Origin of the sequence: Rhizobium sp. Root1334 (assembly GCF_001426665.1) — a bacterium.
In the GTDB taxonomy this organism is placed as follows: Bacteria; Pseudomonadota; Alphaproteobacteria; order Rhizobiales; family Rhizobiaceae; genus Pararhizobium.
This window is the reverse complement of the sequence record NZ_LMEY01000005.1, coordinates 77,042-103,580: the sequence shown is the minus strand read 5'-3', so window position 1 is coordinate 103,580 and position 26,539 is coordinate 77,042. Positions and strand designations below refer to the sequence as shown.

Annotated in this window: 24 protein-coding genes and 4 pseudogenes; 14 read left to right on the top strand and 14 right to left on the bottom strand. The window is 58.3% G+C overall.

Annotated elements, in window-relative coordinates; all coding sequences use genetic code 11:
• Positions 1-127 precede the first annotated feature (127 nt).
• Positions 128-941, top strand: a pseudogene (locus ASD36_RS10750) (ParB/RepB/Spo0J family partition protein); the annotation flags it as partial.
• 474 nt (positions 942-1,415) lie between these two features.
• Here the strand turns inward: ASD36_RS10750 and ASD36_RS31675 are convergent.
• The 5 genes from ASD36_RS31675 to ASD36_RS10730 all read right to left on the bottom strand — a co-directional run bounded on the left by ASD36_RS31675 (position 1,416) and on the right by ASD36_RS10730 (position 4,825).
• Positions 1,416-1,583 carry a LysR family transcriptional regulator gene (locus ASD36_RS31675; protein WP_200954896.1) on the bottom strand — a complete coding sequence of 56 codons (168 nt, stop codon included), beginning with the start codon at positions 1,581-1,583 and terminating at the stop codon, positions 1,416-1,418.
• A 191-nt stretch (positions 1,584-1,774) separates the two neighbouring features.
• On the bottom strand, positions 1,775-2,644 hold the full coding sequence (locus ASD36_RS10745; RefSeq protein WP_060510150.1) for an NAD(P)H-binding protein: 870 nt from the start codon (positions 2,642-2,644) through the stop codon (positions 1,775-1,777).
• Positions 2,645-2,656: 12 nt separating this feature from the next.
• A complete protein-coding gene (locus ASD36_RS10740) occupies positions 2,657-3,205 on the bottom strand; it encodes a class I SAM-dependent methyltransferase (RefSeq protein WP_162252451.1) in 549 nt (182 codons plus the stop codon).
• A gap of 22 nt (positions 3,206-3,227) precedes the next feature.
• A complete protein-coding gene (locus ASD36_RS10735; RefSeq protein WP_162252450.1) occupies positions 3,228-3,707 on the bottom strand; it encodes an ester cyclase in 480 nt (159 codons plus the stop codon).
• Between the two features lie 23 nt (positions 3,708-3,730).
• Entirely contained in the window at positions 3,731-4,825 is a 1,095-nt protein-coding gene (locus tag ASD36_RS10730; protein WP_162252449.1) for an alpha/beta hydrolase, read from the bottom strand.
• An 88-nt stretch (positions 4,826-4,913) separates the two neighbouring features.
• Here ASD36_RS10730 and ASD36_RS10725 point away from each other — a divergent pair, with 88 nt between their 5' ends.
• Positions 4,914-5,831 carry a LysR family transcriptional regulator gene (locus tag ASD36_RS10725; protein ID WP_060510144.1) on the top strand — a complete coding sequence of 306 codons (918 nt, stop codon included), beginning with the start codon at positions 4,914-4,916 and terminating at the stop codon, positions 5,829-5,831.
• A 238-nt stretch (positions 5,832-6,069) separates the two neighbouring features.
• Here the strand turns inward: ASD36_RS10725 and ASD36_RS29890 are convergent, their stop codons facing one another.
• Positions 6,070-7,164: a hypothetical protein gene (locus tag ASD36_RS29890; RefSeq protein ID WP_200954894.1), complete on the bottom strand. Its 1,095-nt coding sequence runs from the start codon at positions 7,162-7,164 to the stop codon at positions 6,070-6,072.
• A 228-nt stretch (positions 7,165-7,392) separates the two neighbouring features.
• Between ASD36_RS29890 and ASD36_RS10705 the strand changes: the two genes are divergently transcribed.
• From ASD36_RS10705 to hemA, 5 genes and pseudogenes are all read left to right on the top strand, one after another.
• Complete coding sequence (locus ASD36_RS10705) at positions 7,393-9,246, top strand: HipA domain-containing protein (protein WP_060510138.1); 1,854 nt, start codon at positions 7,393-7,395, stop codon at positions 9,244-9,246.
• A 607-nt stretch (positions 9,247-9,853) separates the two neighbouring features.
• Positions 9,854-10,435, top strand: a complete 582-nt coding sequence (locus ASD36_RS31100; protein WP_200954893.1) for a hypothetical protein — start codon at positions 9,854-9,856, stop codon at positions 10,433-10,435.
• Positions 10,432-10,848 carry an OsmC family protein gene (locus ASD36_RS31320; protein WP_082562732.1) on the top strand — a complete coding sequence of 139 codons (417 nt, stop codon included), beginning with the start codon at positions 10,432-10,434 and terminating at the stop codon, positions 10,846-10,848. Before ASD36_RS31100 ends, ASD36_RS31320 begins: the two co-directional genes overlap by 4 nt.
• A gap of 264 nt (positions 10,849-11,112) precedes the next feature.
• Positions 11,113-11,442 carry a restriction endonuclease gene (locus tag ASD36_RS10690; RefSeq protein WP_060510136.1) on the top strand — a complete coding sequence of 110 codons (330 nt, stop codon included), beginning with the start codon at positions 11,113-11,115 and terminating at the stop codon, positions 11,440-11,442.
• A gap of 399 nt (positions 11,443-11,841) precedes the next feature.
• Positions 11,842-12,994, top strand: a pseudogene (hemA, locus tag ASD36_RS10685) (5-aminolevulinate synthase).
• A 304-nt stretch (positions 12,995-13,298) separates the two neighbouring features.
• On the opposite strand, the gene ASD36_RS10680 reads toward hemA, so the two are convergent.
• The 7 genes and pseudogenes from ASD36_RS10680 to ASD36_RS10650 all read right to left on the bottom strand — a co-directional run bounded on the left by ASD36_RS10680 (position 13,299) and on the right by ASD36_RS10650 (position 19,603).
• A complete protein-coding gene (locus tag ASD36_RS10680; RefSeq protein WP_060510135.1) occupies positions 13,299-14,108 on the bottom strand; it encodes a c-type cytochrome in 810 nt (269 codons plus the stop codon).
• Positions 14,105-15,730: a b(o/a)3-type cytochrome-c oxidase subunit 1 gene (locus tag ASD36_RS10675; RefSeq protein WP_060510133.1), complete on the bottom strand. Its 1,626-nt coding sequence runs from the start codon at positions 15,728-15,730 to the stop codon at positions 14,105-14,107. The genes ASD36_RS10680 and ASD36_RS10675 overlap by 4 nt, the downstream gene beginning before the upstream one ends.
• Positions 15,720-16,283: pseudogene (locus ASD36_RS10670) on the bottom strand (cytochrome C oxidase subunit II). Before ASD36_RS10670 ends, ASD36_RS10675 begins: the two are co-directional and overlap by 11 nt.
• On the bottom strand, positions 16,280-16,462 hold the full coding sequence (locus ASD36_RS10665) for a hypothetical protein (RefSeq protein WP_060510131.1): 183 nt from the start codon (positions 16,460-16,462) through the stop codon (positions 16,280-16,282). The pseudogene ASD36_RS10670 and the gene ASD36_RS10665 overlap by 4 nt, the downstream one beginning before the upstream one ends.
• A 7-nt stretch (positions 16,463-16,469) precedes the next feature.
• Positions 16,470-17,732: a cytochrome c gene (locus ASD36_RS10660; protein WP_162252448.1), complete on the bottom strand. Its 1,263-nt coding sequence runs from the start codon at positions 17,730-17,732 to the stop codon at positions 16,470-16,472.
• The gene (locus tag ASD36_RS10655; RefSeq protein ID WP_244489784.1) at positions 17,729-18,421 is read right to left on the bottom strand and encodes a c-type cytochrome; all 693 of its coding nucleotides are present in this window, start codon (positions 18,419-18,421) and stop codon (positions 17,729-17,731) included. The genes ASD36_RS10660 and ASD36_RS10655 overlap by 4 nt, the downstream gene beginning before the upstream one ends.
• A gap of 219 nt (positions 18,422-18,640) precedes the next feature.
• Positions 18,641-19,603 (bottom strand): AraC family transcriptional regulator, encoded by a 963-nt coding sequence (locus tag ASD36_RS10650; protein ID WP_060510126.1) that lies wholly within the window; start codon positions 19,601-19,603, stop codon positions 18,641-18,643.
• Positions 19,604-19,903: 300 nt separating this feature from the next.
• Between ASD36_RS10650 and ASD36_RS10645 the strand changes: the two genes are divergently transcribed.
• The 3 genes and pseudogenes from ASD36_RS10645 to ASD36_RS30545 all read left to right on the top strand — a co-directional run bounded on the left by ASD36_RS10645 (position 19,904) and on the right by ASD36_RS30545 (position 22,185).
• A complete protein-coding gene (locus tag ASD36_RS10645) occupies positions 19,904-20,869 on the top strand; it encodes an NADP-dependent oxidoreductase (protein ID WP_060510124.1) in 966 nt (321 codons plus the stop codon).
• A 102-nt stretch (positions 20,870-20,971) separates the two neighbouring features.
• A pseudogene (locus ASD36_RS10640) lies at positions 20,972-21,661 on the top strand (MFS transporter); the annotation flags it as partial.
• Positions 21,662-21,804: 143 nt separating this feature from the next.
• Positions 21,805-22,185: a catalase gene (locus ASD36_RS30545; RefSeq protein WP_112834725.1), complete on the top strand. Its 381-nt coding sequence runs from the start codon at positions 21,805-21,807 to the stop codon at positions 22,183-22,185.
• Positions 22,186-22,548: 363 nt separating this feature from the next.
• Here the strand turns inward: ASD36_RS30545 and ASD36_RS10635 are convergent, their stop codons facing one another.
• Complete coding sequence (locus ASD36_RS10635; protein WP_060510122.1) at positions 22,549-23,439, bottom strand: LysR family transcriptional regulator; 891 nt, start codon at positions 23,437-23,439, stop codon at positions 22,549-22,551.
• Positions 23,440-23,540: 101 nt separating this feature from the next.
• On the opposite strand from ASD36_RS10635, the gene ASD36_RS10630 reads away from it, so the two are divergent.
• The 4 genes from ASD36_RS10630 (at position 23,541) to ASD36_RS10615 (ending at position 26,532) form a co-directional block, all read left to right on the top strand.
• Complete coding sequence (locus tag ASD36_RS10630; protein ID WP_060510120.1) at positions 23,541-24,263, top strand: SDR family oxidoreductase; 723 nt, start codon at positions 23,541-23,543, stop codon at positions 24,261-24,263.
• A gap of 45 nt (positions 24,264-24,308) precedes the next feature.
• Positions 24,309-24,671, top strand: coding sequence for an Atu4866 domain-containing protein (locus ASD36_RS10625; protein WP_082562731.1), 363 nt, complete (start codon positions 24,309-24,311; stop codon positions 24,669-24,671).
• A gap of 107 nt (positions 24,672-24,778) precedes the next feature.
• A complete protein-coding gene (locus ASD36_RS10620; protein ID WP_060510118.1) occupies positions 24,779-25,282 on the top strand; it encodes a carboxymuconolactone decarboxylase family protein in 504 nt (167 codons plus the stop codon).
• A 257-nt stretch (positions 25,283-25,539) separates the two neighbouring features.
• Complete coding sequence (locus ASD36_RS10615; RefSeq protein ID WP_244489781.1) at positions 25,540-26,532, top strand: alpha/beta fold hydrolase; 993 nt, start codon at positions 25,540-25,542, stop codon at positions 26,530-26,532.
• Positions 26,533-26,539: the final 7 nt, after the last annotated feature.

Sequence of the window (26,539 nt, the reverse complement as noted above, 5' to 3'; positions counted from 1 at the left end):
CCGCGAAAAGGAATTCTCCCCATCCTTCAGGCCGATGATCGCGCCGTTATACACCCAGTCGGGAAGCGGCGGCTGGCGGCCGAAACGGTCTGACAACACCTCGACCAGTTCGACGTCCTCGCGCGACATCCCCTTCAACAAGCTGGTGCTGAGCCAGCCCAACGTCCGGCGTGTGAAGGCCGGCGTCTCGATCGAGGAGTTGGCCGAGAGCATCGCGCGGCGCGGCCTGCTTCAAGGCCTCAGCGTCCGGCCTGTGCTTGACGCCGATGGCGTGGAGACCGGAATGTTCGAGGTTCCGGCCGGCGGTCGCCGTTTCCGGGCGCTCGAGCTTCTCGTCAAGCAGAAGCGCCTGGCCAAGACCGCCCCGGTGCCGTGCATCCCCAAGGACGCCAATGCCACCACCTCGGCGGAAGAAGACTCGCTGCCCGAGAATGCAGAGCGCGTCGATCTGCATTCGCTCGACCAGTTCCGCGCCTTCCAGGCGATGCGCGAGAAGGGCCAGCCCGAGGAGGATATCGCGGCGGCGTTCTTCGTGCCGGTCGCTGTGGTGAAGCAGCGGCTGCGGCTCGCCGCGGTATCGCAGAACCTGCTCGAACTCTATGCCGAAGACGGCATGACCCTGGAGCAGCTGATGGCCTTCACCGTCAGCCAGGACCACACCCGGCAGGAACAGGTCTGGGAAGGACTCGCACGTTCCTACAGCAAGGAGCCCTACCAGATCCGCCGGATGCTGACCGAGACGACGGTTCGCGCCTCCGACAAGCGGTCGGGCTGGAGGCCTATGCCGACGCGGGCGGCGTCATCATGCGCGACCTGTTCAGAGCGACGACGGCGGCTGGCTGGAAGACGTGGCCTTGCTCGACCGCCTGGTCGCCGACGAGCTGAAGGTGGAGGCCGAGACCATCGCCGCCGAGGGCTGGAAGTGGATCTCGGTCGCGGTCGCGACGCCCTACGACTGTGCCTAAGCGTCTCGCGACCGACCTGGTATCGCTCCACCTTCGGCTGATGACCGAGTTCGGAGAGTTGCTTGACGATAAAATCGTGGATCTCAGGGCCAGGCTCATCTGAGCTGACGATAAAATGCTCGTTCTTAAGCGTTGACCACACGACATTTTGTTCCGCAGCGAGGGGATGCGCAGCGGGTACGACCACAAATACCCGCTCATGCCACAATAGTTCGAAGTCGAAGCCTGGCGATGTTGGGATGCCAGTGATGAATGCCACATCGAGTCGGCGCTCTTTAATGCGCCCCATCTGCTCCCGAGGTGCGCATTCGACCACCTCGATCGCGACGTCGGGATGCTCGGCCGAATATGCCGCCAGAAGACCGTGAACGAAACCTAAAGCAATCGATGCGAAGGTGCCTACGCGCAGATGTCCCTCCTCCGCACCGCGGCCCGCGCGTCTGGCGCCCTTCACCGCATAATCCAGTTCGAGCAACGCCTTCCTCGCGCGGTCGATGAATGACTGCCCGCTACGGTGGTGCGCACGCCTCCACTATGCCGCTCGAAAAGTGAGACCCCAAGTTCGTCTTCAAGGTTGCGAACGCGACGGCTCACAGCGGATTTCGGAACGCAAAGCATCGCCGCCGCTCGTCGAAAACTCAGTTGCTCCGAAACGCAAATCACTTGTAAGATGGAGGTCAGGTTTAGCACTAACGATGCCCATGCTGAAATCGCACGATAAAATCGCCAATCGGCGTTGCCCGGGTTTCGCCATTCTCCAACTTTCTAGTTCGCACAATACAGATGCACGATTGACATTTGCTGCCAGTTTACTTGGAAATTATCAAGTCGCGTAACGCTTCCAAGAGTGTCGTTTCGCCACGAATTGTGACGCCCCGGCTCTCAAACGCAGTATGCCCACTGTTGAACCCGCGATACAGTTCGCAGAAGGCCTCGACCGCGTTCGGTGAGAACCCTGCCTCGGCGAAGATGGCGCTCCATTGATTATCAGGCACGGGAACGGCTTCGACTGGGCGACCGACAAGTTCGCTCAGAGCGGCGGCGGCATCGTTCGGCGAATAATCCTTCGGCCCATGAAGCTCGATCAGCGACGGCGCGTCAGTACCCGCCAGTAGCTGTTCGCCCGCAACTCTCCCGATGTCCGCGACGGAAACCATCGGCAGACGCTTCGAAACCGGCGAGAACATCGATGTGAGAATGCCCTCCGAGGTAACGCGCTGAAGCGACCAACTCCAATTTTCCATGAAATTCGCGGCGCGCACGATTGTCGCCGGGACTTTGAACCGCGCTAGCCGATGCTCCAGATCGTGGGTCGTCCTGATATTGCCGGTGCCATCGGCGTGCTGAGCACCCACCGACGACAATGCGACCACATGCGAAACGTCAGCGGTCTCAGTCGCGGCGATCAGCGACGCGTGGACCCGCGCGGAGTGCGCGAAGATGTCCGGTTCGCCGTATGCGGGTGGGTTTATGAGATAGACGCCATGCGCACCGCGGCACGCATTGGCGAGCGCATCTGTGTCAAGTAGATTGACGACAGCGACCTCAGCGCCAGCGTCGATCCAGCGCGCGACTTGATCTGGTTTGCGCACGATCGCCTTAACTGAGGCGCCTTTACTGAGTAAATGGCGCACTGTTGCAGAGCCGGTTTGTCCATTAGCGCCCGTGATTGCATACATAAGTGGTCTCTTTCAGGCCTTGAGCTTGACGCTGACGGCGGTTCGTCCGCCTTCTGCCATCAAACTCGTCATCCAATTTGCAGGGTCGCCGATCATCTCACGATACTGAGCGGTCTCGCGGCCGCCGAGCCCAAGATTGGTGCTGATCAAAATTCCGCCGATACGGAGCAACGAACTAAGTAAATCCAAATCCTGAAGCGAGGGCGCAAAACCATCGAAGAACGCAATGTCGTACCCGGAAGCAAGCTTCGGCAGGACATCCTCGAAGGCTCCGTGATGCACGGTCACCCGATCGCCGAAGCCGGCAGCCGCAATACTCTCGCGGGCCAGCCGGACATGCTGCTCGTCGAAATCGATCGTGTCGATGCGTGCCGCCGCGCTTCCTCTCGCGAACCAGCACGCGGTGTATCCGAGTGCTGTCCCGCATTCGACGATCCGGTGCGCGGCGGCGGCCGCTGCCAGGACGCCCAACGAGGCACCGTCTCCAAAAGGAAAGGCTTTGCAATGATGCTGGCTTCGATGTCTTGCCGTCGCATCGAGAATACTTTGATAGGGGTCCAATGGCTCGTCCACTAGTCAGATTTCACAATTCCGGCGGCATCGCGCCGATCTGGAAAAGGGCGCTCAGCCAATCCTCCAGGTGCCAAGTCTGTAAGACCCGGCCGTTGCAGATTTGATGTATGTCGATCGCCATGATTTTGAGGGGTTTGCCCGTCGCGGGGACGCCGGCGAAGGCGCCACGTTGCGTCGCGGTGATGATCGAGCGGACGACAACCTTGTCGCCAGCGGCGATGAAGTCTTCATTCTTGACGTGGAAATCCGGGAACGACGCGAGTAACCCGTCGAGCGCACCTTTCATCCCTTCGCGGCCTGGCCCCTGGCCAGGCGCCAGCGGTACATCCACCCAATCATCCGCGAGAATGCCGTCGAGCATCGGTTTCGAAGGAGTGTTGAAGGCTTCATAAAAGCCCTTCACCAAGGTGATGTTCTCGGATGGAGTTCCCGGGCTTTGACAGGATTTGGCCGCGTGAGCCGGCGCAACGACAAAAGCGGAAAGGGCCAAGACAATGGAAATCTTCCGCATGATCAGCCTCGCTCCGACTTGACATTGGACTTGAACCATTGCGCCACTTCGGCCGCGGTTGGTTCGATCACCAGCGGATCGTCGTAGAACCGAGTGTGAAATACCCCCTCGACGATGACGAGTTTCTTGTCTTTGGCCGGCACCTTATCGAACACGTGCTGGACCGCTGCGACAAAGCCGTCTGATCGTTCGCCGTGAATCATCAGCGTCGGCAACTGCAGCTTGACGGCATAGGCATCGACATCGAACGTCCACACCTCGGCGTCGCTCATGGTCGTGTAGCGATTTTCCCAGCGGCTGGGCTCGCCCCACTTGGACGTCGTCCAGGGGTGATACCAGTCGTAAATCTCGGGCCACGGAAGACCAGAGCTCTTGTCGTCCGAACTCACCACCGGCGTGTAGTCGACCTCGCCGCTTGCCTCGAATTTGGCCTTTGCCGCCTGGCCACGGGCGATGCGCGCGTCAAGAGTGGGCCCGCCGCCGCCAAAGAACCCTTTCAGATTCTCCCTGTAGAGATACTGGCCAGAGACCGTCGCCAAAGCTTTGATTCTGGCATCGTCCGACACCGCTGCGATCATCTCCGAGGATCCTTGGCAGATCCCGAGCGCGAAGACTCCATCTTTGCGAGTTTCCGGGCGGGCTACGAGGAAGGAGATCGCGGCCTTGATGTCCGCGATTTTCGCCGTGGGACTCTCATAACGGCGCGGTTCTCCACCGCTTTCGCCGCCGAAACGAGGATCGAAAATCAGCGCGGCAAACCCGTCTCGAGCAAGTCTCGTCGCATATTCCATTGGCGACTGCTCTTTGACGAACCCGAATGGTCCGATGATAACGACGCCGGGCATCGGAGATTGCGTGGCCGTCGGCGTGAACAGGAGACCGATCAGCGGTACTCCGGCGCTTTCAAAATTGACGCGTTCGATTTGGTAGGCGCCCGCGCTCGACGCCATGGAAGCAATGCTTGTCATGCTCGGAAATCCTTCTGCTCTTGCTTTTGCGGGAAAGAGCGCAAGCGGTCCCGAGACTGCGACAGGCAGAGCCGCCATCGCCTGCAAGAGCCGCCGCCGCATGGCGTCATGGGTGCGATCATTTTGCATGACGATCTCATTCTTTCCGTTCGAAATCACTAGACGGAGAATGAAGCAGGCGCGATGATGCGTCCAATGCATCATGTGGATATATACTATGGCTTCATCCGGATTACGTCGACTCGACCTCAACCTGCTCGTCGTCCTGCGCGCGGTTTTGCAAACGCGAAACGTCACTCTTGCCGCTCAAAAGCTCAACATGAGCCAGCCGGCGGTGAGTCGGGCAATTGGCCGGCTCCGTCATGTTTTCGCAGATCAATTATTCATCAAAGGCGCGGGAGGGGTGCTTGCAACGCCCAGGGCCGAGGCCTTGGCGGACTCGATCTCCAAATTGCTGGATGACATCGACGACCTGCTTAAGGCGCAGGAGTTTTCCGCCAAGACGAGCGATCGCATCTTTCGCATCGCCACGACCGACTATGGCGCCATCGCCCTCCTGCCGTCGCTTGCTGCCGTCTTTGCCGCAAAAGCGCCCAACGCCGGCATTGAGGTGCTGCCGTTCTCGCAAGAGGCATTCCGCCGCGCCTCCAACGGCGATGTGGATATCGTTCTCTACAGCGATGAGCCCGTGCCGGACGATTTGCAGCGGGCCAACCTCTTTGGGGAAACCTACCTTTCGTTCGTGCGAAAAGGCCACTCGCTTCAAGATCGCCTCAGAAACGGCCGATTGGATCTCGATGCTTTTCTCGACTACCCGCACATTCTCGTCAGTGTGTTTGGCGGTCGCACAAGCGAAATGGACGATCGGCTCGCGGCGCTCGGACGATCCCGCCGGATCGCAATGTGGCTGCCTTATTTTGCAACTGCAGCGGTGGTTGCGTCCAAAACCGACTTCGTCCTGACGTTCCCCGAAAGAGCGGCCCGCGAGTTGGCATCCGCCCACCGGTTGATCAGCTTCCGCCCGCCGCTCGACATAGAGGGCTTTGGCTATCAGATGCTCTGGCACGCGCGAACACAAGGCGATGCCGGATCCCTTTGGCTTCGTCAGCAGCTCATTTCAATCTCACGGGGTTAATTACGGGTAGCAAATCCCTTTTGTCGGCATCGACCGGTCGTTAATAACCGTCGGCGCCATGCAGCGCAACGGTTCTGCCAAGCGCGTGATCGCTGGGAGAAATTGCTCCGCGAACCGCAGAATAGCCGGCGCGGCGAGCGATCGCCCACGATTGGCAGCCATAGCTTTGTATCGCAGTGGCGCACGCGAGAAGATTAGAATTTGTGGCCTCTGCATTATAAAGCGCAGCGTCCGGTTCTCAAGGGATGGTGCGGGTGGCCGGCGTCGAACCGGAACTCCTTACGGAACTGGGTACCGGATCCAGCGCGTTTACCAATTCCACCAAACCCGCACATTGCCACCTTTGGTATCGTGCTACGCGCTGCTCATTCGAGCCTGTCGAATCCGCACGAAATTTGAGCTGGCGAGCATTGTCTCGCACCACGCCGACGTCGGCCTCGTCAAAGCCGCCCTCGGTTTCCGCCTCGATCTCTAGGGTGATTTTCACTTTGGCGCCCTGGGTGCGTTGTAGCTCCATGACCACAGCGTTGAGAACGGCGTCAAACGCCTTCACGGGGCGCGTGGGGTCGAGTTCGACAGAGCCATAGAAGCGTCGCGGCTTGCTGGCTTCTCCCCTTCCGGCATTGCTTACAGAACTCTGTTCGGGAGGAACCGCCTCACCTGGGAGTATCACCTTTCCGTCGGCAGAAGTCGTGGCGGGCGCATTGGTTTCTCGCGTGCGCGCCAGCGCGATATCGGAGCGGACCAAGACGGCGGATGCCGGAAAAAGCTCTGGCGGGGTCTTCGCCCAAGCCAGGCCGAAATAAGCATCGGCCTCTTCATCGAAGCGATCGGCATATCCGAAGGCTGGATCTAGCTTGCCGAGCGCGTCGCGGATCGCGCCTTCCAAGACCACGCGGTCGCGCGCCTTGGGAAGGTACACAAACGAGGCGAACCAATCGGCGATTTCGCTGATGCCGAGGTGCGGCCGCTCGTCGGACCAAAGCGGCTTGAGATGAAGCCACAACGCATCAGGACCCAGTCTTTCCTTAGCGATGCCGTCGTTCTTTGCCTTCTCATAGACGGCTGCCGGGATCGCGGCACGGTCTTTCGAGGAGATTGACAGATGGTCCAGGTCGAATGCCGCGCCGGCGATCGTGGCCTCGGTCTTGACCGGAAAGAGGATGTGGCTCCACGCGAAGCGCACGGCCTTGGCCGCGCCGTCGCGGCTCGTCTTGGCCTTCTCGTTGGTGTCGTCGATCTGCGCCCGCGTCAGCTGGTCCTGCAGCCGCCTGGGGACCGGGACCCATAAGCGCCGGGACCGTCGGAGAAGCCGTCGTGTGGGGCGGATCAAGGACGGTGGCGGCGGCGAACCCGCTCGGAGCCCGCTAGGCCAGCCGTCATAGGGTTGGCTGCGTGCCGCTTGGCGGCACGATTGTCCTGGAGCGCGTTGATGCGGCCTCATCAACGCGCTCCACCCCGGGCTTGTGGCGGAATTATCACGCATCTTAGGTGCGTGATAATTCTTGCTTTTTAGCGGAGGAGGTGGTATTAACGCGCATCTGAGATGCGAGATAATCCTATGGCTATCCATTTGGTCGGAGAGACAATCGACGCCAAACGCGCGCATCAGCGCGCCCAGGCCGGCGAACTCGTCCAGCTCGTTCGCGGCGTTTATGCCGATCATGACGCCGACGCCGAGGTGGCCATCCTGGGTCATGCCGTCCGCATCGCGCACTATCTATACCCCAACGCTTATCTGTCGTCTGCCAGCGCGGTTCTCCTGGCGCCGACCCCGGACGGGCGACTGTTCATCAGCGGGCGTCGTAATCAGCGCACGCGGCTGCGGACCCTGGAGATCGTCCAGAACGAAGCGCCGGCGCACCCCTCGACGGCGATTGCGGTGATTGGCGACGATCTGGGAGAGCTGCGGGTCGACATATCCTCGCCGCGTCAGCGATTTCTTGAGGCCTTTCGACTGCGAAGCGAGCATGCCAGCGCCGTCACTGCCGAGATGCGCGCCCAAATGGCGGCGCGTCTGGTGGAGGAGCATGGCACGCCCCAGACTGCGGCCGATGCCGTCTGGGCCTTGGCGCGTGAAAATGAATGGTACCGCGAGGGGGAAGGCGCCGAACGCTTCCTGCTAGCTCAGCCGGGCGCCGCCAAGACCCCGGTCAACAAGGCGGCGCTCGATCTCCTGGTCGCGTGGCATGGCAATCCACTGGGCCGGTTGACCCATGACGGTTTCGAGTGGCGCTGGAAGCCTCAAAGGCGCACGGGCCCGGTACTGGTTCGCGAGACGACGCCGGGTAAGTTGCCGGCCTTCATCGAGTCGCTGCTACCGGAGGGCTGGCTTGCCCAGGTCCTTCACGAGCGCGACGAACGCGAGGCGTTGCGGCGCGGGCGACGCTACATGTCCAATATCGTCATCGTGGAGGGCCGCGACGAGCTGGCGGCGTTGCCTGCCGATATTCTTACCACGACGCTCGCCGGTTTCGTCGATGCAGGCCGCTTTACCGGCCATTACGTTGGCCCAGCGCGCGGTGAGATCGAGGAGACATTCGAGCAGAACCTGGCGCGCATCTTCGCGCGCGCCGAAACGCCGCGCCTGTCGGGCGTCCAGATCAAGGCTCCGATGAGCCTGATGCCGGATGGCGCTCTCGTCCCAGCCATCGACCAGCCGTTCACCCATATTCTCAAGCCCGCCGGCACGGCGGGCTTCGAGATGCTGCCGATTGTCGAGTGGCTTTGCCTGGAATTTGGCCGCGCGGCCAGGTTCGAGGTGCCGGACGCGGCCCTGCTTGAGATGCCCGATGGCATGTCGCCGGCTCTGGTGGTCGAGCGCTTCGACATTCGGCGTGGTCTGCAGGATGAGCGGCGTCTGGCGCTGGAGGACTTTTGCTCCATTTTGGACCTGCCGGCCGCCGCGAAATATGATGGCACGATCGAGCGCATGGCGCGGGGTCTGCGCCCGCTTTCGACAGATTCGGTCGCCGACCTCGACATCTTGTTCCGCCGCGCGGTCTTCGCCTGGCTGATTGCCGACGGCGATATGCACCTGAAGAACCTCGCGATGCTCAAGACGGCTGACCCAGGCGCCAAGGCTTTTACGACTGCGCGTTTCGCGCCGCTCTATGACGCCGTCACCACGCGTGTCTTTCCGGGGCTTGGCGGTGACCGGATGGCGTTGAAGTTAAACGGCAAGGATGATCGGCTGACGCGGCAGGATTTCCTCGCGCTGGCGCGCACGATCGGTCTGACGGTCGGTGACGCCGAGGCGGCTATGAGCGAACTTGCCGGGCGACTGTCCGAGCGCGCCAAGACGCTTCACCTGCCCGCGTTCGCCGGTGAGGCCGAAGCTGCTAGGTTCGCGCATGATAAAGTGACCGCCATCACCATTGAGCGATGCGCTGGCCTCAGCGGGGCGAACGCGTGAGGCGCCCACAAGGCGTGGAGCCATCGCTGGGGTGGTCGTATCTTTCGCGCGATGCCTTGGAGCGCGCGAAAGCGCAGATGGATGAAGAATCCACAGGCGTCAGAGATGAGATCGGCTTTCTGACAATCCATCAGAGTTATGCAGACCGGTTCTTTCCCGGCACATCTGTGCTGCATACGAGAGCGCGTTACGCGATTATCGTCCCTTGGCTATTCGAAGATTTGGCAGGTCTGACGGGGCCGGCGGCAACGCGCGCACTTCGTGATCGCGAGTGCGAGCTTGCAGGGCGCCTGGCTGGTGCAGGCGTGATAGGCAGGCCCGTTTTTCCCAAGCCATCAAGCCAGCCACCATCAACGGTCTACTGGAATGCTTTGGCTGTATGGGGCGTGCTCAGGCCAAGGCTGAACGGGAAAACCATCACGCGCAGCCAAGCGCACCGTTTGCTTCGTCCCATCGGCACAACAACTGATGACGACGGCCAGGCCTGTTCGGCTTCGATCCGCTATTTATCGGCCTACCAGCGCGTCCGGATAACTGGCGTGAGGGCCCTATCACGCCTGACCTTGAACGTGATGAGGCGGACTTCCTCCAGGAAAAACTCTCTGCGTTGCGACGCCCGAATGACCATGAATTGTCTCTGCTGGCGCGACTGGTGCGAACTGGTGTCGCCGCCCCGGACAGGATGTGGTCGGCGGAAGTCAGGGCGATTGCGGGACCGGATCGTCCGGCGCTCATTCGGGCCGAGCAGGCGGCTAGTTTGGCAGGTATCGGTCGTGCCATTTACGACGCCCTATTGGAATCTATGTTCGAGCGGGAGGACAAGCGCCCGATATCGTCGCGCCATCGCGAGCATCTCGTTAATATCGTGGACACGCACGGCGCGACCGCCAGGAAGCTCGATGTCGACGCGCTCGAAGCCGACATCGGCAGCCTGCCTTCCAAGCTGAGAGCCGTCTTGTGTGCGACGAAGACGTGGTTGGAGGATGGGTCCCGGCATGCGGACGTGCTCTTCGACTCTTATGAGGCGGCGGAGGCGAGAAAAGGCACGCGCGCGCGGCTTGCACGAACGCCGAACGGGCGAACTCGTCGCTTGGAGTGGTCGGGTGATGAGCACGGGCTCGCGACCCCGCTGCACCATCGTTGGGAGCAGGTTGGAACTCTGCTGAACGATCTGGCGGCAGCACAGTGAGCGCGGCGATCGATAGCTGGCCCGCGCTGTCCTTTCTTGAAGGATTACGACCAGGTCCGGAGGAAACGGTCGAGCTTGCATTTCTTGCTGCCTACTCCGCAGATTTGGGTTCAATCGGGGCGGCGCTGTTGGCGCTGGCTGGCAAAGACAACGATGCGGGGCGAGGTAGCCCGTCGGACTTTGCCGATGCGGTCGAGAAGCTTAGGGGCAAGGCCAGGATCGTGATCCAACGCCGTCGGTTGGCGAAAATGCGACGAACGCCAAAGGTCGCTGCGGTGCTGGCGCGGCTCAACGTCAGTTTGCCCGGGTTGGCCGATGATGTTGCCCAGGCGATCGTCAATGCGGCTCATCAGACCTGCCCGTATTCGAAAGCTACCCGCAACAATATCGACGTGGTGATCAATTTGGTCTGATCGGTGCTCATCCGCTCGCCAAGAACAGATGTGGGCCCAATAGAAACCAAAGCGTAGGCCGCAACTCATCGGCAATATTGTGTAATTCCCTATCGCGTGTCTCGAGGATCGACTAATCGAGCTTATCGTCCTTACTCCCCTCTATTACTCCGATACAAACGCCAGTGCCTTGTTGAAACCGGCTTGGTGTTGTCGGCATGCCAGGGATGGTCTATCGAAGCGGCGCGGACGCAGCCTGACAGCCGATAGAGAGACACCAAATCGATGGCACGCAAGAACAGAGACGATTTTGCTTCGCAAGATGTCGAGCCGGAGCCAGTCATCTGCACGCTCTGCGAGCGGGTAATACCTGACGACCAGATCGAGGACCACCATCTTGTTCCCAGGAGCAAGGGTGGCAAGATCAAGGTGCCTTTGCACCGGATATGCCATAGCCACATACATGCAGCCTTCACGGACGCCCAGTTGGCGAAGAAGTTCTCCACGGTCTCAGCTATTCTCGAGGACCCCGCGATACAGAAGTTCGTCAATTGGGTAAAAACAAAGCCACCTGGCTATGATGACGAAGCAGAGAAGCGTGGCCGACGTCGCTGAGAATTGGCAAAGAGACTGCGCGCGTTAGGCTTGATTTAAGATCGCCAGCACGTTGTCCATCCGATTCAACCGAAATAATTTCGGCATTAAACTCTGGTTCCACTCGCTCGCCTTGAACCAATTCGAACCTACCGGTGGTCGGCGAAATTATCTAAATATTTGTAGTTATTTAGGCCAGGCGAACCGAATTGCACAGTGCGCTTTGTCATCAGCGAATGTTTAGTGATTTTGCAGCGCAAAACCTATGGCGACCGAGATGCAGGTCCCCAAGACGCGGCATGGCTGGCTCGCATATTCGTGCTGTGCTGGTGTCTTGAACAAGATGTTTTTGGCCCAATCGTCCAAGCGCGTTGTGTTTGCATCATTTAAAAAGTGTTGCGATCAAATAAGACCAGGCCAATGGATTTCGAGAGTTTCTTTAAAGGCGAGCTGGACGGCCTGCATCAGGAAGGCCGCTACCGCGTTTTTGCCGATCTGGAGCGCCAGAGCGGACAATTCCCCAAGGCGACCCGCTACAATTCGGCCGGCGAGAAACAGGACGTCACCGTCTGGTGTTCCAACGACTATCTTGGCATGGGCCAGCACCCCAAAGTCACCGAGGCGATGAAACTCGCCATCGACCAGTGTGGCGCGGGTGCTGGGGGCACCCGGAATATTTCGGGCACCAACCACTATCACGTTCTTCTCGAGCGCGAACTTGCCGATCACGCTCTGTTCGAAGATTCCCGGTGTGATCGTCTTTTCGGACGCCGGGAATCACGCATCGATGATCGAAGGCATCCGCTACTCCAAGTGCGAGCGGGTCATCTTCAAGCACAATTCACTCACCGACCTCGAAGCCAAGCTCCAGGCCGCCGATCCACGTGCGCCAAAAATCATCGCGTTCGAATCGGTGTATTCGATGGACGGCGATATTTCGCCGATCAAGGAAATCTGTGATCTGGCCGACAAGTATGGCGCGATGACCTATCTCGATGAAGTGCACGCTGTCGGCATGTACGGCGCCCGTGGCGGCGGCATCGCTGAACGCGAAGGCCTGATGCACCGCCTGACGGTGATCGAAGGTACGATTGGCAAGGCCTTTGGCGTGATGGGCGGTTATATTGCTGCGTCCACGGCGCTTTGCGATTTCATCCGCTCGTTTGCGTCCGGATTCATCTTCACGACGGCGCTGCCGCCAGCGCTTGCTGCCGGTGCGGTTGCCTCGATCCGGCATCTCAAGGAAAGCCAGGTGGAACGCTTCGCCCATCAGGAACGTGTCCGCCGGCTGCGCAATCTGCTCGACAAGAACGGCATTCCGCATCTCAACAATCCGAGTCATATCGTACCGGTGATCGTCGGCGATGCCTCCAAGTGCAAGTGGATCTCCGATCTCTTGCTCGACAATTGCGGCGTCTATGTCCAACCGATCAACTATCCGACGGTGCCGAAAAAGACCGAGCGCCTGCGCATCACGCCGACACCGCTGCATTCGGATGCGGATATCGATCATCTGGTTAGTGCTCTGCATCAGCTCTGGTCGCGTTGCGCCCTGGCACGCGCTGTCGCGTAAAAAGGGGAAAACTGAGTCCTTTGCGTAAAATTACTCGACGAATTCTTCAATCTTCTGTCGCAACGCCAAGGTACATTAGTTTCGAAGCAAGTGGCTCCCCTCCCACCGCTTCGAAAGCGGCCCGTTCCCGGCCGCGTTCCCGGCCCCCCTCGCTGCCAGGTTTGGCTGTTCTCCGGTCCCGCCACCGGAGGACAGCCTTTTTCTTCCCAACGACGTCGACACCGAGCTCCTAAGCAGCGACCTGCGAATTACCGAAACCCGAAAGTATCTGCGACGAGCTCTCGTAGCTCGTTGAACGAAGTGGTCACTCACCAGATTCGGTGAGCGGCTTCGACGCATAGTATTCCGCGGCCTGGTCGATTTCCTTATCAATCATCTGACGAGCCACGTTTCGCATCTGCAGGCTAATGTCATTTGTCCGAGAGCCGTTAGCGAACGCGTGAAGCTGTGCCTTGATGTACACTGCCGACTGGCCTTCAAGCCAAGGACTACCCGCCTTGTTCTCGATGCCGCCGTGACATGACCCGCAGGGAGCGATGCCGCGCATCGGTGCTCCGCTCTCCACAATGGTCGGCGCAACCTCGGCTGTGTCCGGATGGTATCCGGGAGGCCGTGGAAGGAAAGCGTAATAAGACGCGACGTCGAGAATGTCTTGCTCGGTCATCGACGCCAGGAACGGGCTCATGACGGCGTTCACGCGTGCGCCCGTTTTGAAGTCATGAAGCTGCTTGTAGATGACACTCGGGTACTGCCCCGCGAGATTGGGAGAGTCTGCACGACTGACGCCTGTGGGTCCGTGGCAGATGGCACATTGTTGTGCCAGCGTGGCACCTCGTCCGATGGACACAGGTGCCGGGTGCTTGAACATGTCGGAATTCAAAACCACGCTGGAGAGCTTGGTCTGCGATGCCACCGTCTCGCTTTGAGAAGACTTCTTCGGTACGCCTGCAGCGCTACATATTGCGTCCCATATACCAGCGATCCGGTTTCCACGCTCTGTATAGGGCAGGACAAGAAAAGCCAGACCGCCAGAAACGACCAGTACCGAGGCCGCAGCTCCGACGCTCCCGACGAACCAGATGTTTTTCAAGGAAAACAGCCGCTCTTCAATCATTTCCGTGTTCCAACGTAATATGCGGGAACCGATGTGTCGCTGCGCACGGTGAGCTGGGCAATGGGGAAACCGTAGTTTGTTACAGTCAGGCCGATCATCAGGGCAATCCACAGCGCATGGCCGTTGAGTGCGACGGGCACCTTCGTCTGAGGATGGACGGCGACGCTGAAACGATACGGACCGGCATCGCACAGAGGAGAGCGCTGGCTCTTATAAAGGATGGCGAAGAACACTCCAGCTGACACCACCAGAAGGAATCCGCCAAACGCTGACATGACCACCGGGATTGCATCAGGAGCGATCGCCGGATCGGTATAATCGAAGAACGCCATTCGCCGTGGCATTCCCAGAACGCCGACGTAATGCCATGGGAAAGTTGTGACAATCATCCCCACGAACCAGAGCCAAAGCTGAACCCTCATCAGGTGAAGGTTGCGGATTTCCCGTCCCGTCAGGTGAGGCCAGAGATCGTAAGCGATGACGAAATACATGATGACGATCGCCCCTCCGAAGATCAGATGAAAGTGCCCGGTGATCCACTGGGTGTTGTGAATCGACGCATCCAACTGGTAGCTCATGTTGATGAGGCCGCCCGCGCCGCCGAAGCCGAGCATGATGAACGAGAAGGCGACCGCGAGCATAACTGGGTTTTGCCATGGGAGCGCTGTCAGCCACCCGAACGGTCCTCGCCCGCCGCGCAGCCGCCCAGCGATTTCGACTGACGCACAGATCGTGAATACCGTCAGAAGCGTCGGGAGCGCAACAATCGCTGTGAACGCCGAGTGGATGAACTTGAACCCCGCTCCGACCTGCGGATCCGCGAACGTGTGATGGATCCCGATCGGCATTGCCACGACAAGGAATAATACGAAGGAAATGCGTGCCATGGAATCGCTGTAGAGCTTGCCGCCTATCGCCCTGGGAACGATCGTGTAGTAGGCGATGTAGGTCGGCATCAGCCAGAAATAGACAATTGCATGAAGTGTCCATGAGAAGAATACACGGGCGAGCCCGGCGTCGATCGTTGATTTGAACCCGAGCGCGACGGGAAGGATCTGGAGAACCAGTTCAAGTGCCGCGCCAACTGCCGTCCAGCCCCACAGCCAGGAACTCGCGACATTCGCATACATTGCGAGCGGAACAGGAACACCGCGGTTAGAGCGCTTCCAACTCGCTAGATTGATCGCCATCAGAGCGACCCATATCCAGGATCCGCCGACAACGAGAACAATTCCGATGTAGTAAAACGGGTTTCCGATCAGCGGCGGATAGAACGTATAGAGCACCGAGGCGAGCCCTAACGAGACAGGGATCATGGATGTAACGGTCCCGACCACGATCAGCCAGAACCCAATCCACGCCCAACGGGCTCCGATTAGCGCCTGTTTGAGCGAGCTTTCGCTGATCGCGTAGCCAAACCCCATGGCTATCAGCGTAGGAAACACATACGCCATGATGGTGCCGTGCGCGGTAAGCGACCGATAGTACCATTCCGGGTTCCCGATCCACGCAGCCATGGGACTGCGAATGAACATTTGCCATGCACCGAGCAGCAGCGCGAGTCCGAAAAGCGCAAATGCAAGCCAGAAGTGAGCAAGGATCAGCCTCTTGCTATTCAACACAGCTCAACCTCCGCTGGGTTGCCGCGATTGCCAGAAAATCTTCCTTGGGAATGATCTTAACCCGACCCCACATCCCCTCATGCCCGACACTGCAGAATTCCTGGCAGGGCATGAGATGTTCGCCGGGCTGCGTAAAACTGGCAGTCAGAACGGACACGTAGCCTGGAACCAGCATTGCGTTGACGTTCGTCTGCTGGATCAGAAGGCCATGAACGACATCGGCGCTCGTCGCGCGGATTTTGATCGGTGTGTTTGCCGGGACGAGAATGCATTGAGGCGTGAATGAATACTGCTGTCCGATTGCTCGAACTGTCACGGATCCGTCGGGTTCGATCGCGCTTCCGAGATTAGACTCAACAAACTCTCCGCCCAGATGCAATGTCGTGGGATCGACCGTCTCGACTCTTGCCTGGGGCATAGTTGCCTGATGGACGCCTGCGTAAGCCGCCATGCCCGTCATGAACGCAATTACCTAGACAGCGACGGAGGCCCAGTTACGCTCCACGCGTGCTGCGACCGAAATACTTTTCAAGTGGGCTGCTTGATCGCTCATTGCAGGCCACCGCGCGGCAAGAACACCAGCAGATAGAAGAGCAACCACATCAGGACAACGATAGCGGTCGCGATCCCTGCCACGGTCAATGCCCCGACGGGCCCTGATGAAACGATGCTCTCTACACGTTCCTCGATCACGCGTGGGGATTCCGATATCTTTAATTCGGTGTTTATCATGGCGTCCTCATTGAAGCGGTGCCTTGCGCAACTCGTTCGCCTCCGCGGCACTAACGGTGGTCCCCCGGTTCCCCCAGGAAGTTCGAATGTAGCTGACGACCGCCGCCACTTCGTTATCCGAGAGCGAGACTGCAAAGGGGGGCATGCCATAAGGCATTGGATTGGATTTGGTGCCGGGGGCGTAACCGCCGTTGAGAACCATGCGTATCGCGTTCACCGCGGAATCCATCTGGATTGACTGGTTGCCCGCGAGCGGGGGAAAGTGTGGCGGTTTTCCCTCTCCGCCGACGCCGTGACAGCTCGCACACTGACCGTCGTAAACCGTCTTCCCCAGACTGATCAGGAGGCTGCTCTCCGAGCTAGGCAGACGGGAAACGGGCGACTGCGGCGAGTCTTGTGCAATGCTCTTGAGGTAGACCGCCATCGCAACAGTATCTTCGTCGGTCAGATACTGAAGGCTGTTATATACCACGTCGGCCATCGGGCCGTAGACGGCTCCTCGGGCGGAGACGCCTTTCTGCAGAAGGTCTGTGATGTCCTTGATGCTCCAGTCCCCAAGCCCCGCTTCCTTGTTTGAGGTCAGCGACGGTGCATACCAGTTCTGCATGGGGATCAACCCACCTTTGAACGCTTCGGAGTCCGAGCTGCCTCCGAGCGCATTTATGGGTGTGTGACACATCCCACAATGGCCGAGACCCTCGACAAGGTAGGCACCGCGGTTCCACTCAACGGACTTGTCTTCGTCTGGTTGGAACTCGCCTTCACTGAAGAAAAGCGTCCTCCAGCCCAAAACCAACGAGCGGTTATTGTAGGGGAAGCTGAGTTCATGCTCCCGGTTCTTGTGCACGACGGGATCGATTGTGCGTAGGTACGCGTAGATCGCGTCGCTGTCCTCGCGGGTCACCTTCGTATATGACGCGAAGGGCATTGCCGGATATAAAAGGCCGCCGTCTGGGTATCTGCCGTTGTGCATGGTTTCGTAGAAATCGTCAGCCGTCCATTTTCCGATCCCAGTTGCGGGATCCGGCGTGATGTTCGACGTGTAGAGCGTCCCGAATGGCGTGGGCATTGGCCTTCCGCCAGAGAAGGTTGGGCTTTCGGGTGCGGTGTGGCAGGCTATGCAGTCTCCGGCGCGAGCGAGGTATTCACCTTTTTCGATGCCGGCGGCATCCGCCCCCGCCGCCAGCTTCTCTTGTGCCGAGCTTGCTGACGGGCAGGCAAGCAGCGACAAGCATAATGCCAAGTACGACCATTCCCTCTCCATGATCATTTGGGAGCATCCTCATCCGGCTGGCTTCCGCACGCGAACGGCAATGCGTAACTTTTCGCGGATGCCGGTGACGCATCGGCGGGAGCTGGAATCGATGAAAGCCACGCAGCGACTGCGCGGACGTCGTCTTCGTTGAGGTGCCCGGCCACGATCTGCATGCAGTCCGGCGCAATCGCTGTCCTCGTGCCGTACCTCCATCCGCCCAACTGAGCACTGAGGTAAGTCGCCCGCAGGCCCAACAGCCCCGGAATCGCGGGTTCCTGTCCGGTCAGCGACGGACCATGGCAGCTGACACATGCCGGGACGCCACTATCCAGATCACCCTGCGTGGCGATCGTCTTGCCTCGCTCCAGAACCTTGCCGCTGACCTCGGCGTTCGAAGCAGGCGGCAATGGCGGGCGCTGTTCCGCAAAATATGCGGAGATCTTGCGGAGGTAGTCGTCTGGCATGAACTGAAGGAGATAGTTCATCGGGGGATATTTTCGGCGGCCGCTCCGAAACGCGATCAGCTGATTGTAAAGGTATCCGGCAGGCTTGCCCGCCAGACGTGGAAAATATGCATCCGTCGTTCCCTTGCCCGCCAATCCGTGGCAGGGAGTGCACGGTTGAACCCGTGCCTCCATGGTGTCCGGGGCGGCGGTAGCATTTTCAGCGTAGGCGGCGGAATCGACGCTGAAAAGCACGATCACGGCTCCCAGGATCTTGTAGGCTCCTCGCCTCTGCTTCACCGAAATATTCCTTTTTAACTTCCGACTTTCGAAGAGCTTCACTTCAAAAGTCCGCGGCAGGCGGGGCCGTCTGCAGTGCCCAGCATCTCTTGAAAATTATCGACTTGGCGATAGCCAGCATTGCATGATTGGGACAGGGATTGGCGAAATGGCGCAGAATCTGGGAAGCTCCGCTGTTGTTCAACAAAGCGGATGCGTGGCCCCAATCGAGGGCCATGAACGTCGTGTTTCTCCACTGCGCTCTCGGGCACGCCGCCATAACCCGGGGGCCACGCCCTCGAACTGCGTGAAAACGCGGGTGAAGTGGCTTTGATCTGCGAAGCCGCATTCTGATCCGATGTCGGCGAGACTGGACCGGGTGGCATGCAGGAGGAGTTTCGCTTTTTCAATGCGGATTGTTTGCATGTAGGCGTGAGGCGAGACGCCCAACGACTGTCGGAATGCGCGGCAGAAGTGGCGGTGGGATAGATCGCATTCCAGAGCCAGTTCGCCGATTGCAATTCCGGTGGCGAGGCGAGCCTCAAGCATTTCAGTCGCTCTCTTTTTCTGCCAAGGCGCAAGCCCTCCCTTGAGCGGATTGCCTTCCATAAACAACCCGCCAAAAGCGAGGCCGATGTGAGCCACTATGGCCAGACCGATGTGATCCAAGAACAACTGGTCAACTGAACTGGGTTTGTTGAATGCACGACTCAAGACCCCGATCAGATTCGCGATGATGTCGTCGTGGACGCCAACACCCGGGCTGTACGCCAGGTCACTGATTCTCGGCGCATCGGCGGCATCGGCAACCTCGTCAAACGCACTTCGCGGAATATAAAGGCTCTGAAAGTGAAACGGCTTGTCGACAAGGTATTCCGGGCGTCGCGTGAGGTCCTGTACCGTCGTTTGCCCGGCCATCAAGTTCGATAGTGGGGTCGGTTTCCCGTCCTCCCACATTTGATGACAAGTATTATCTTTGAGGGTTAAAGTGACCAGGAACGCATCGTCGTCGGGAAGCGTCGCGGTCCTGAACGGATGGTCGGAGTTTCCTTTAAGGTCTATAAGCGCCAGCTCCGCCTTGCGCGCCGTCCTTGCCAGCAGGACGGGCGCTTTCTCGACATTGAATGCCGATGCAATCCGGCGACTGAATGCGGAAGCCGTCATCTGCCATCCCTCGTGTCCAACTGCATAAACGCCATCAGGAGCAGGTTAGCCGAGACCGTGGGCATGACAAATGCAATACGATCCCGCTGGGTTCGATTATGTCCTTTTCGTTCTAAAGCAGGCTTGGACAGGGAAAAAGCGCTTCAGGATTGGAACTCGTGCCATTTTACCCTCAGCGCCGGACGATGATGGCCCAAAATCAAAAAAATCAGCTTAATCGTGAAATACGGAAGTCTTGTCGGACTGCAACGTCAGTGATTGGAATCTACAACAGTCAACAGTGAGAGGCGAGCATCCACCATGATTAGCTCAGAACAATCAAAGATCAGCACACCCGTGGCGACCGCGTATCGAATCCACGAGTTCGGCCCACCGGATGTAATAACCCGAGAGGAGGTCCCGACACCTGTGCCTGGTCCAGGCGAAATCCTCGTGAAGGTCGCCGCAGCGGGCGTCGGCCCATGGGACGGATGGGTACGGTCTGGAAAAAGCGCCATTCCACAGCCCCTGCCCCTCACGTTGGGCTCCGACCTGTCCGGAACGGTCGTTGTGGTTGGAACGGATGTAACAAACCTGCGAGTTGGGCAGCCAATCTACGGCGTGACAAATACACAGTTCACTGGAGCCTACGCTAACTATGCGATAGCCGTTGCAAACATGGTCGCGCCAAAACCAGTCACTATCGACGACATCGAAGCGGCTTCGATCCCGGTAATTGCTGTGACCGCAAAACAGGCACTGTTTATCCATGCGGGCCTTGTTGCGGGACAGACCGTCTTGATCCATGGCGGTGCTGGCAACGTCGGCGCATATGCCGTCCAGCTGGCGGTCAGGGCAAAGCTTCGTGTCATTTCGACTGCTGCGACTGAGGATTTGCCTTATATAAAATCCCTTGGAGCGCATGTCGCTATCGACTACAGCCGAGAGCGATTTGAAGATCATGTGACAGATGTCGATGCTGTCATCGATCTCGTAGGCGGTGAGACCCAGAAGAGGTCGTTTTCAGTCATAAGGAAAGGAGGCGTACTCGTTTCAGCGGTGTCTCAGCCTGATCAGACCATCGCAACAGCGTCCGGTATCAAGGCAATGTTCTTCCTTGTAAACGTAACGTCGTCTGAGTTGATCGATATCGCCGCGGCGGTGGACGTCGGGGAACTCCGGACAAAGGTTGGCGAGGTTTTAGCACTTGAAGAGGCGGTGAAAGCGCACATGATGCTGGAAGGCCGGATCAAAGGGCGCAAGGGAAAAATCGTCTTGCGGGTGTAGTTTAGGGCGGTCGATCGCGTCCTTTCTCAAGTGTGTACAGAGGTTCAGGGGCGGTCCGAGAAGCGGCCGCCCCTGGCTACGTCATTTGTCGGGAACGGTGAGCTCCTTATCGTCCGTGTGACGCGCATCCAAGGATACAATGCAGAACAGATCGGCATGGTGTTGGCTTGGACAGGCATTCCCCAGCTTCTCCTGATCCCGCTGGTTCCGCGCCTGATGAAACGTTTCGACATTCGCCTTCTGATCGTCGTCGGCTTCGCCCTTTTCGCCGCATCGAATTTCATGAACGTCCACATGACCGGCGACTATGCGAGCGATCAGCTGTTCTGGCCCAACATCGTCCGTGCCATAGGCCAGGCACTTGTCTTCACACCGCTGTCGGCTATCGCTACCGCTGGCATTGAACAAGAGAATGCTGGGTCAGCGTCGGCACTTTTTAACATGATGCGTAACCTCGGCGGCGCTGTGGGGATCGCCGCACTGCAGACGTTCCTGACGAAGCGAGAGCAGTTCCACTCCAACATTCTCACCAATTCGGTTTCGGTGTTCGAAGAAGCGACCCGTGATCGCTTGGCAAAGCTGACAGCGTACTTCATGAATCACGGCATCACCGATCAATCGGTCGCTGCCCACAAGGCGGTTGTTGCGGTCGCATTTAAACTGCGCAGACAAGCCAACATAATGGCCTTCAGTGACACCTTCTTTCTGCTCGGCATTGCTCTCGTCGTGGCATTGCTCGCCACGTTGCTGCTCAATAAGCCCGGTCGCATTTCTGGTGGTGGCGCACACTAGTGCGCCACCTTTCAAGTCAAAATAGCAGCCTCAAGTGGTTCATGGTCAAAACGTCCAACGAATGCCCGAATGGTAAAAGATCGACCGGGAATTTCCTATTAGCTGGCGATAACCCAAGACAGCCGCAGAAAAAGGAGTTTCCTATGGGAAAATTCAACCCACGTCTTTCGTGTCTTCTCGCTCTTCTGGCATCGATAGCTCTTCCAGTTCACGCAGGGCAAACATCGCCAAGCGGCAAGGAAACACCCCAAGATTTGATCAACGCATTGCATTCCGCATTCGGAGACAATCATTCGAGGGCTGTCCACGCGAAGGGCATCGTGGTGTTGGGAACGTTCACGGCGACAAAAGAAGCCCGCACATTGAGTGCATCTCCAATTTTCTCCGGAGTCAAAATTCCGGTGACAGCCCGTTTCTCGGATTTCACGGGCATTCCGACAATACCCGATACTGCGCTGGAAGCTAACCCGCGGGGATTCGGCTCCGCCGCAGCCTATCGTGCAAAACGAGAGGCCGCAGGATGAAATGCCCACGATGATAACGACCAAACGAGGCGACAGGCGTTTTCATTTCGCGAATGGCTGCACCGTTGTAGTTGAAAGAATTCGAGCAGTTGTCCTGTTCGCTGACGGGCCCTGCAAACGGTATCACGAAGACATTGCCCTGTTATATTCTGCGGGCGACTGAGGATCGAAGGGAGCCTGCAAACGGGCCCGAATCCGGTCGTGGTTGTTGCCAGAGCTGCGAAACGACCTTTTCCCGGAATTCGGTCGGGCCCAAGTCTGGCTATCGAATGAATACCTACCGCCGCTAGCACGGTCCCAATAACAGTCGGACCAAGTCCAATCTTAATCGCTCCTAACACGGTCGTTCGTGGCAGACCACACTCACCGATAACTACGCAGATGTTCCACCAGTGCTCTCAGTTTCGGTGCCATATTACGCCGGCTTGGGTAGTAGAGATAGAAACCGGGAAAGTGTGGGCAGAAATTCTCTAGAACCGGCAACAGCTCACCGCGCGCAATCGCCGGACGGAAACTGTCTTCCATGCCAAAGCTGATGCCAGCACCCGCAACAGCGAGCTTGATCATCAGCGCCATATCGGTGGTTGTAATTGTATCCGCCACAGCTACGGAGAACTCCCGCCCATTCTCAGAGAACTCCCACCGATAGGGTGCGACACTCGCAGATCGACGCCACCCGATGCACCGTCGGTTTGCAAGCTCACTTGGATGCCTTGGCATGCCCTGCCGCTCAAGATATGCGGGCGATGCCACAGCCAGTTGACGTTGCTCGCCTGTTACCGGCACCGCTATCATGTCTTGGGCAATCACCTCTCCCAGCCTCACACCAGCATCATATCCTTCCGCAACGATATCGAATTCCTCGTCGGTCACGGTGACGTGTAGTTTTACGTCCGGGTTCTGATCCAAAAAGGACGTGAGAAGAGGACCAGAAAGAAAACTCTCGGCAATGGATGACACTGCCAGATTTAGTCGTCCCCGCGGGGTTCCGGTCAAATTCGCGGCGGCATCTAGGGCGCCCTGCATCTCGAGCAACGCCGGCGCAGCCTCCGCGTATAGCCTCTCGCCAGCTTCTGTCAGCGCAACACTACGGGTTGTGCGGTTCACGAGCGCAATACCGAGTGTTTCTTCTAGCCTACGGATCGTCTGACTAACGGCTGAACGCGTCACTCCCATGCGATCTGCGGCTGCGCGAAAACTCCGCTCTTCTGCGACGAGGGCAAAGACGGCGAGCGCATTCAGGTCCGACAACATTGGTTATTTTTTCTTCTCTCTGAGTTAAGCGAAGGGTGGCTTATCGCAACAATGTCCTAAGGCTACTCTCAGTTCAACACCAAACCACAAGAGGAAAAGCTATGGATAAAGTTGCTCTCATTACTGGCGCATCCAGCGGCATTGGAGTCGGGATCGCGCGCGAACTTGCGAGAGCGGGCGCGACGGTTGTGCTCGGCGCTCGCCGCACAGACCGCCTCGAGAGTGTTGCTCAAGAGATCAGGTCGTTCGGCGGCAAGGTCAGCACCTTCAAGGTCGACGTGACCAATCGTGCGGAATTCGCAGCTTTCGCAGAGGAAGCGCGGCGGGAGCATGGCCGCATTGATGTCCTCGTTAACAACGCAGGAGTAATGCCGCTATCGCTTATGTCTTCACTCAAAGTCGACGAGTGGGACTTGATGGTGGATGTGAACATTAAGGGCGTGCTGTACGGCATTGCGGCTGTACTACCGGAAATGCACAATCGCGGTTCGGGGCACATCGTGAACATAGCTTCGATCGGTGCTCTGTCAGCCTCCCCAACCGCAGCTGTTTACTGTGCGACCAAATTTGCCGTCCGAGCAATCTCCGATGGGCTTCGCCAGGAAAATGACAAACTGCGCGTGACCTGCATACACCCAGGAGTCGTGGAAAGCGAACTTGCTAACACCATCACCGACCCGGTGGCGGCGGAAGCGATGAAGACCTATCGATCGATCGCGCTCACCCCAGATGCCATAGGGCGCGCTGTACGTTTCGCGATTGAGCAACCCGAAGATGTCGATGTGAACGAACTGGTAGTCCGCCCCACACGGACAATGTTCTAACAAGTCGCTCCATCAGGACAAAACCTCAACATAGAAGGTCAAGTCATGAAGAATTTTCTTCCGCTTGTAGCCCTGATAGTCGTCGCCACTGCCACGGCTTTCGGTGCATTGGCCCAAAACACAAAAGCCGAGAACAACATGCCAGCTCAGTCTGCAAATCACTCCCAACAACAAAACCACCCCTACGTCGGAATGTGGGTGACGGATGACGGTCGCATCCGCCACGAACTCTTGCCAAATGGCCGCTACGACGAAGCTCGTGGCAACCGCGAAAGCGCTTACCAGGGGCTTTATGTCGTTACCGGTAACCAAATCGACTACTGGGACGACACCGGCTTCACTGCAGACGGCGTCTTCGTCGACGAGAACACGCTTCACCACGCTGGAATGATCTTGCGACGCAAGTGAAGTCCACTTGTTCAAGATAGGCCCGCCCTTGGCATGCGCTCCGCAGGGCGAGGCAGGACCACTCAATGTCCGCGACTAGCATCAACCTGAAAAAATGGAGTAATCAAATGGCTCGTTTGTCCCGTTATCCTTTTGCGGCAATTGGCACCATTGCAGTCCTTGTTCTGGCGCATCCAGCCCTTGCAGATACTGTCGAGGAACGTCGCGCCAAAGGCGCGGCCGTCGTCAGCAAGCTCAACAATGGCGTGCCGCAAAACAATCTCGAGAACATGCGGGAAGAGTTTCCATTCCTGGCGGAAGCGACCGAGGCCTACGCGCTCGGTGATGTTTGGTCGAGACCGGGCCTTGATGACCGTACAAGGCAACTCGCAGCGGTTGCTACCTTCGCCGCCATGGGTATGACTGACCTGATGACAGTACATGCTCGTTATGCCTTGAACATCGGCGTGACGGAGGATGAGTTGAAGGAAATCGTCTACATGATCACCGTGCCCGCCGGCTTTCCGAGAGCGATTGTCGCGTCGCAGGCATTATCAAAGCTCTTTGCCGAACGAGCGCAGGCCACCTGTAGCGTTGCGAGCTGCGACAACGGAGCCGCGCCGACACCTTAATCCTCAAGTGCTACGAATAGGTGTGTTCTTGCCCGTGGCTCAGTTGGTGTGGGTCTTATCCTACGACACGTGAAAACGCCAGGCACGGTATGGTTTTTGAGGCTTGGCGTTGCACGCGTGTGCCAGCGGTGCTCTTGGGGACGCCAGCTTGATTGCACTTAGGTCGGCTAGCGCCCAAACCAGCGGCACCTGTTAGCAAAAGCTCTTCGTCCAAAGCGGCCTAGCCTTCTGCGTCCCTACAGGATCTCGGAAATGTCATGTTGTCGATCGATAAACCTTCGAAGAACTATTGTTTACGGAGACATCAGATGCGATCTGCAACGATCACTGCAATGCTCGCCATTGGGACCTCGATACCGGCAATCGGCGAGATTGAGGCGCCAGGTCCTCAAGGTGCACTACGAGGGACGATGATCCTTCCCGCGCAAAGTGCGCCTATGATACTGATCATACCGGGGTCCGGCCCAACGGACCGGGACGGCAACAATCCGCAAGGTGTCAAGGCGGCACCATATCGACTTCTGGCCGAAGGTTTGGGTGAACAGGGAATTGGCAGCGTTCGGATAGATAAACGCGGCATGTTCGGTAGCCACGCCGCAGTAGAAGATCCCAACGCGGTAACCGTAGATGACTACGTTCAAGATGCGGGCGTATGGATCGACGTAATCCGTAGCCGGACTGGGGCCGGATGTGTCTGGCTCCTAGGGCATAGCGAGGGCGGATTGGTGGCACTGGCTGCCGCCGAGAGACTAAAAAATGTCTGCGGCGTCATCCTTGTCGCAACGGCCGGCCGTCCACTCGGAGAGGTTCTCAGGGAACAATTAAGCGCTAATGCCGACATCGCGCATCTGATGGATGCAGCAAGTCATGCGATCGACGAGTTATCGGCTGGACGGCGTGTCGACGCGTCGCAGATTCCGCCCGAGCTTTCTCCGCTTTTCGGTCAGGCAGTACAGAATTTTCTCATCAGCACTTTCGCACTCGATCCTGCGGATTTGGCGAGCAAGCCCCCCAAACCCATTCTCATCATGCAAGGTGAGCGCGACCTGCAGGTGTCAGTGGCCGATGCAAAACTTCTGAATGAGGCTGCCCCGCACGCCAAATCGGTTATACTTCCGGACACCAACCATGTTCTGAAGACAGTCGGCTCAAATGACCGAAACGAAAACATTGCGACATATTTTGCAGACAATCTTCCCTTGGCGCCGGGGGTGGTGGACGCGATCTCTCGTTTTGTAAAGACTCACTGAGATTAGA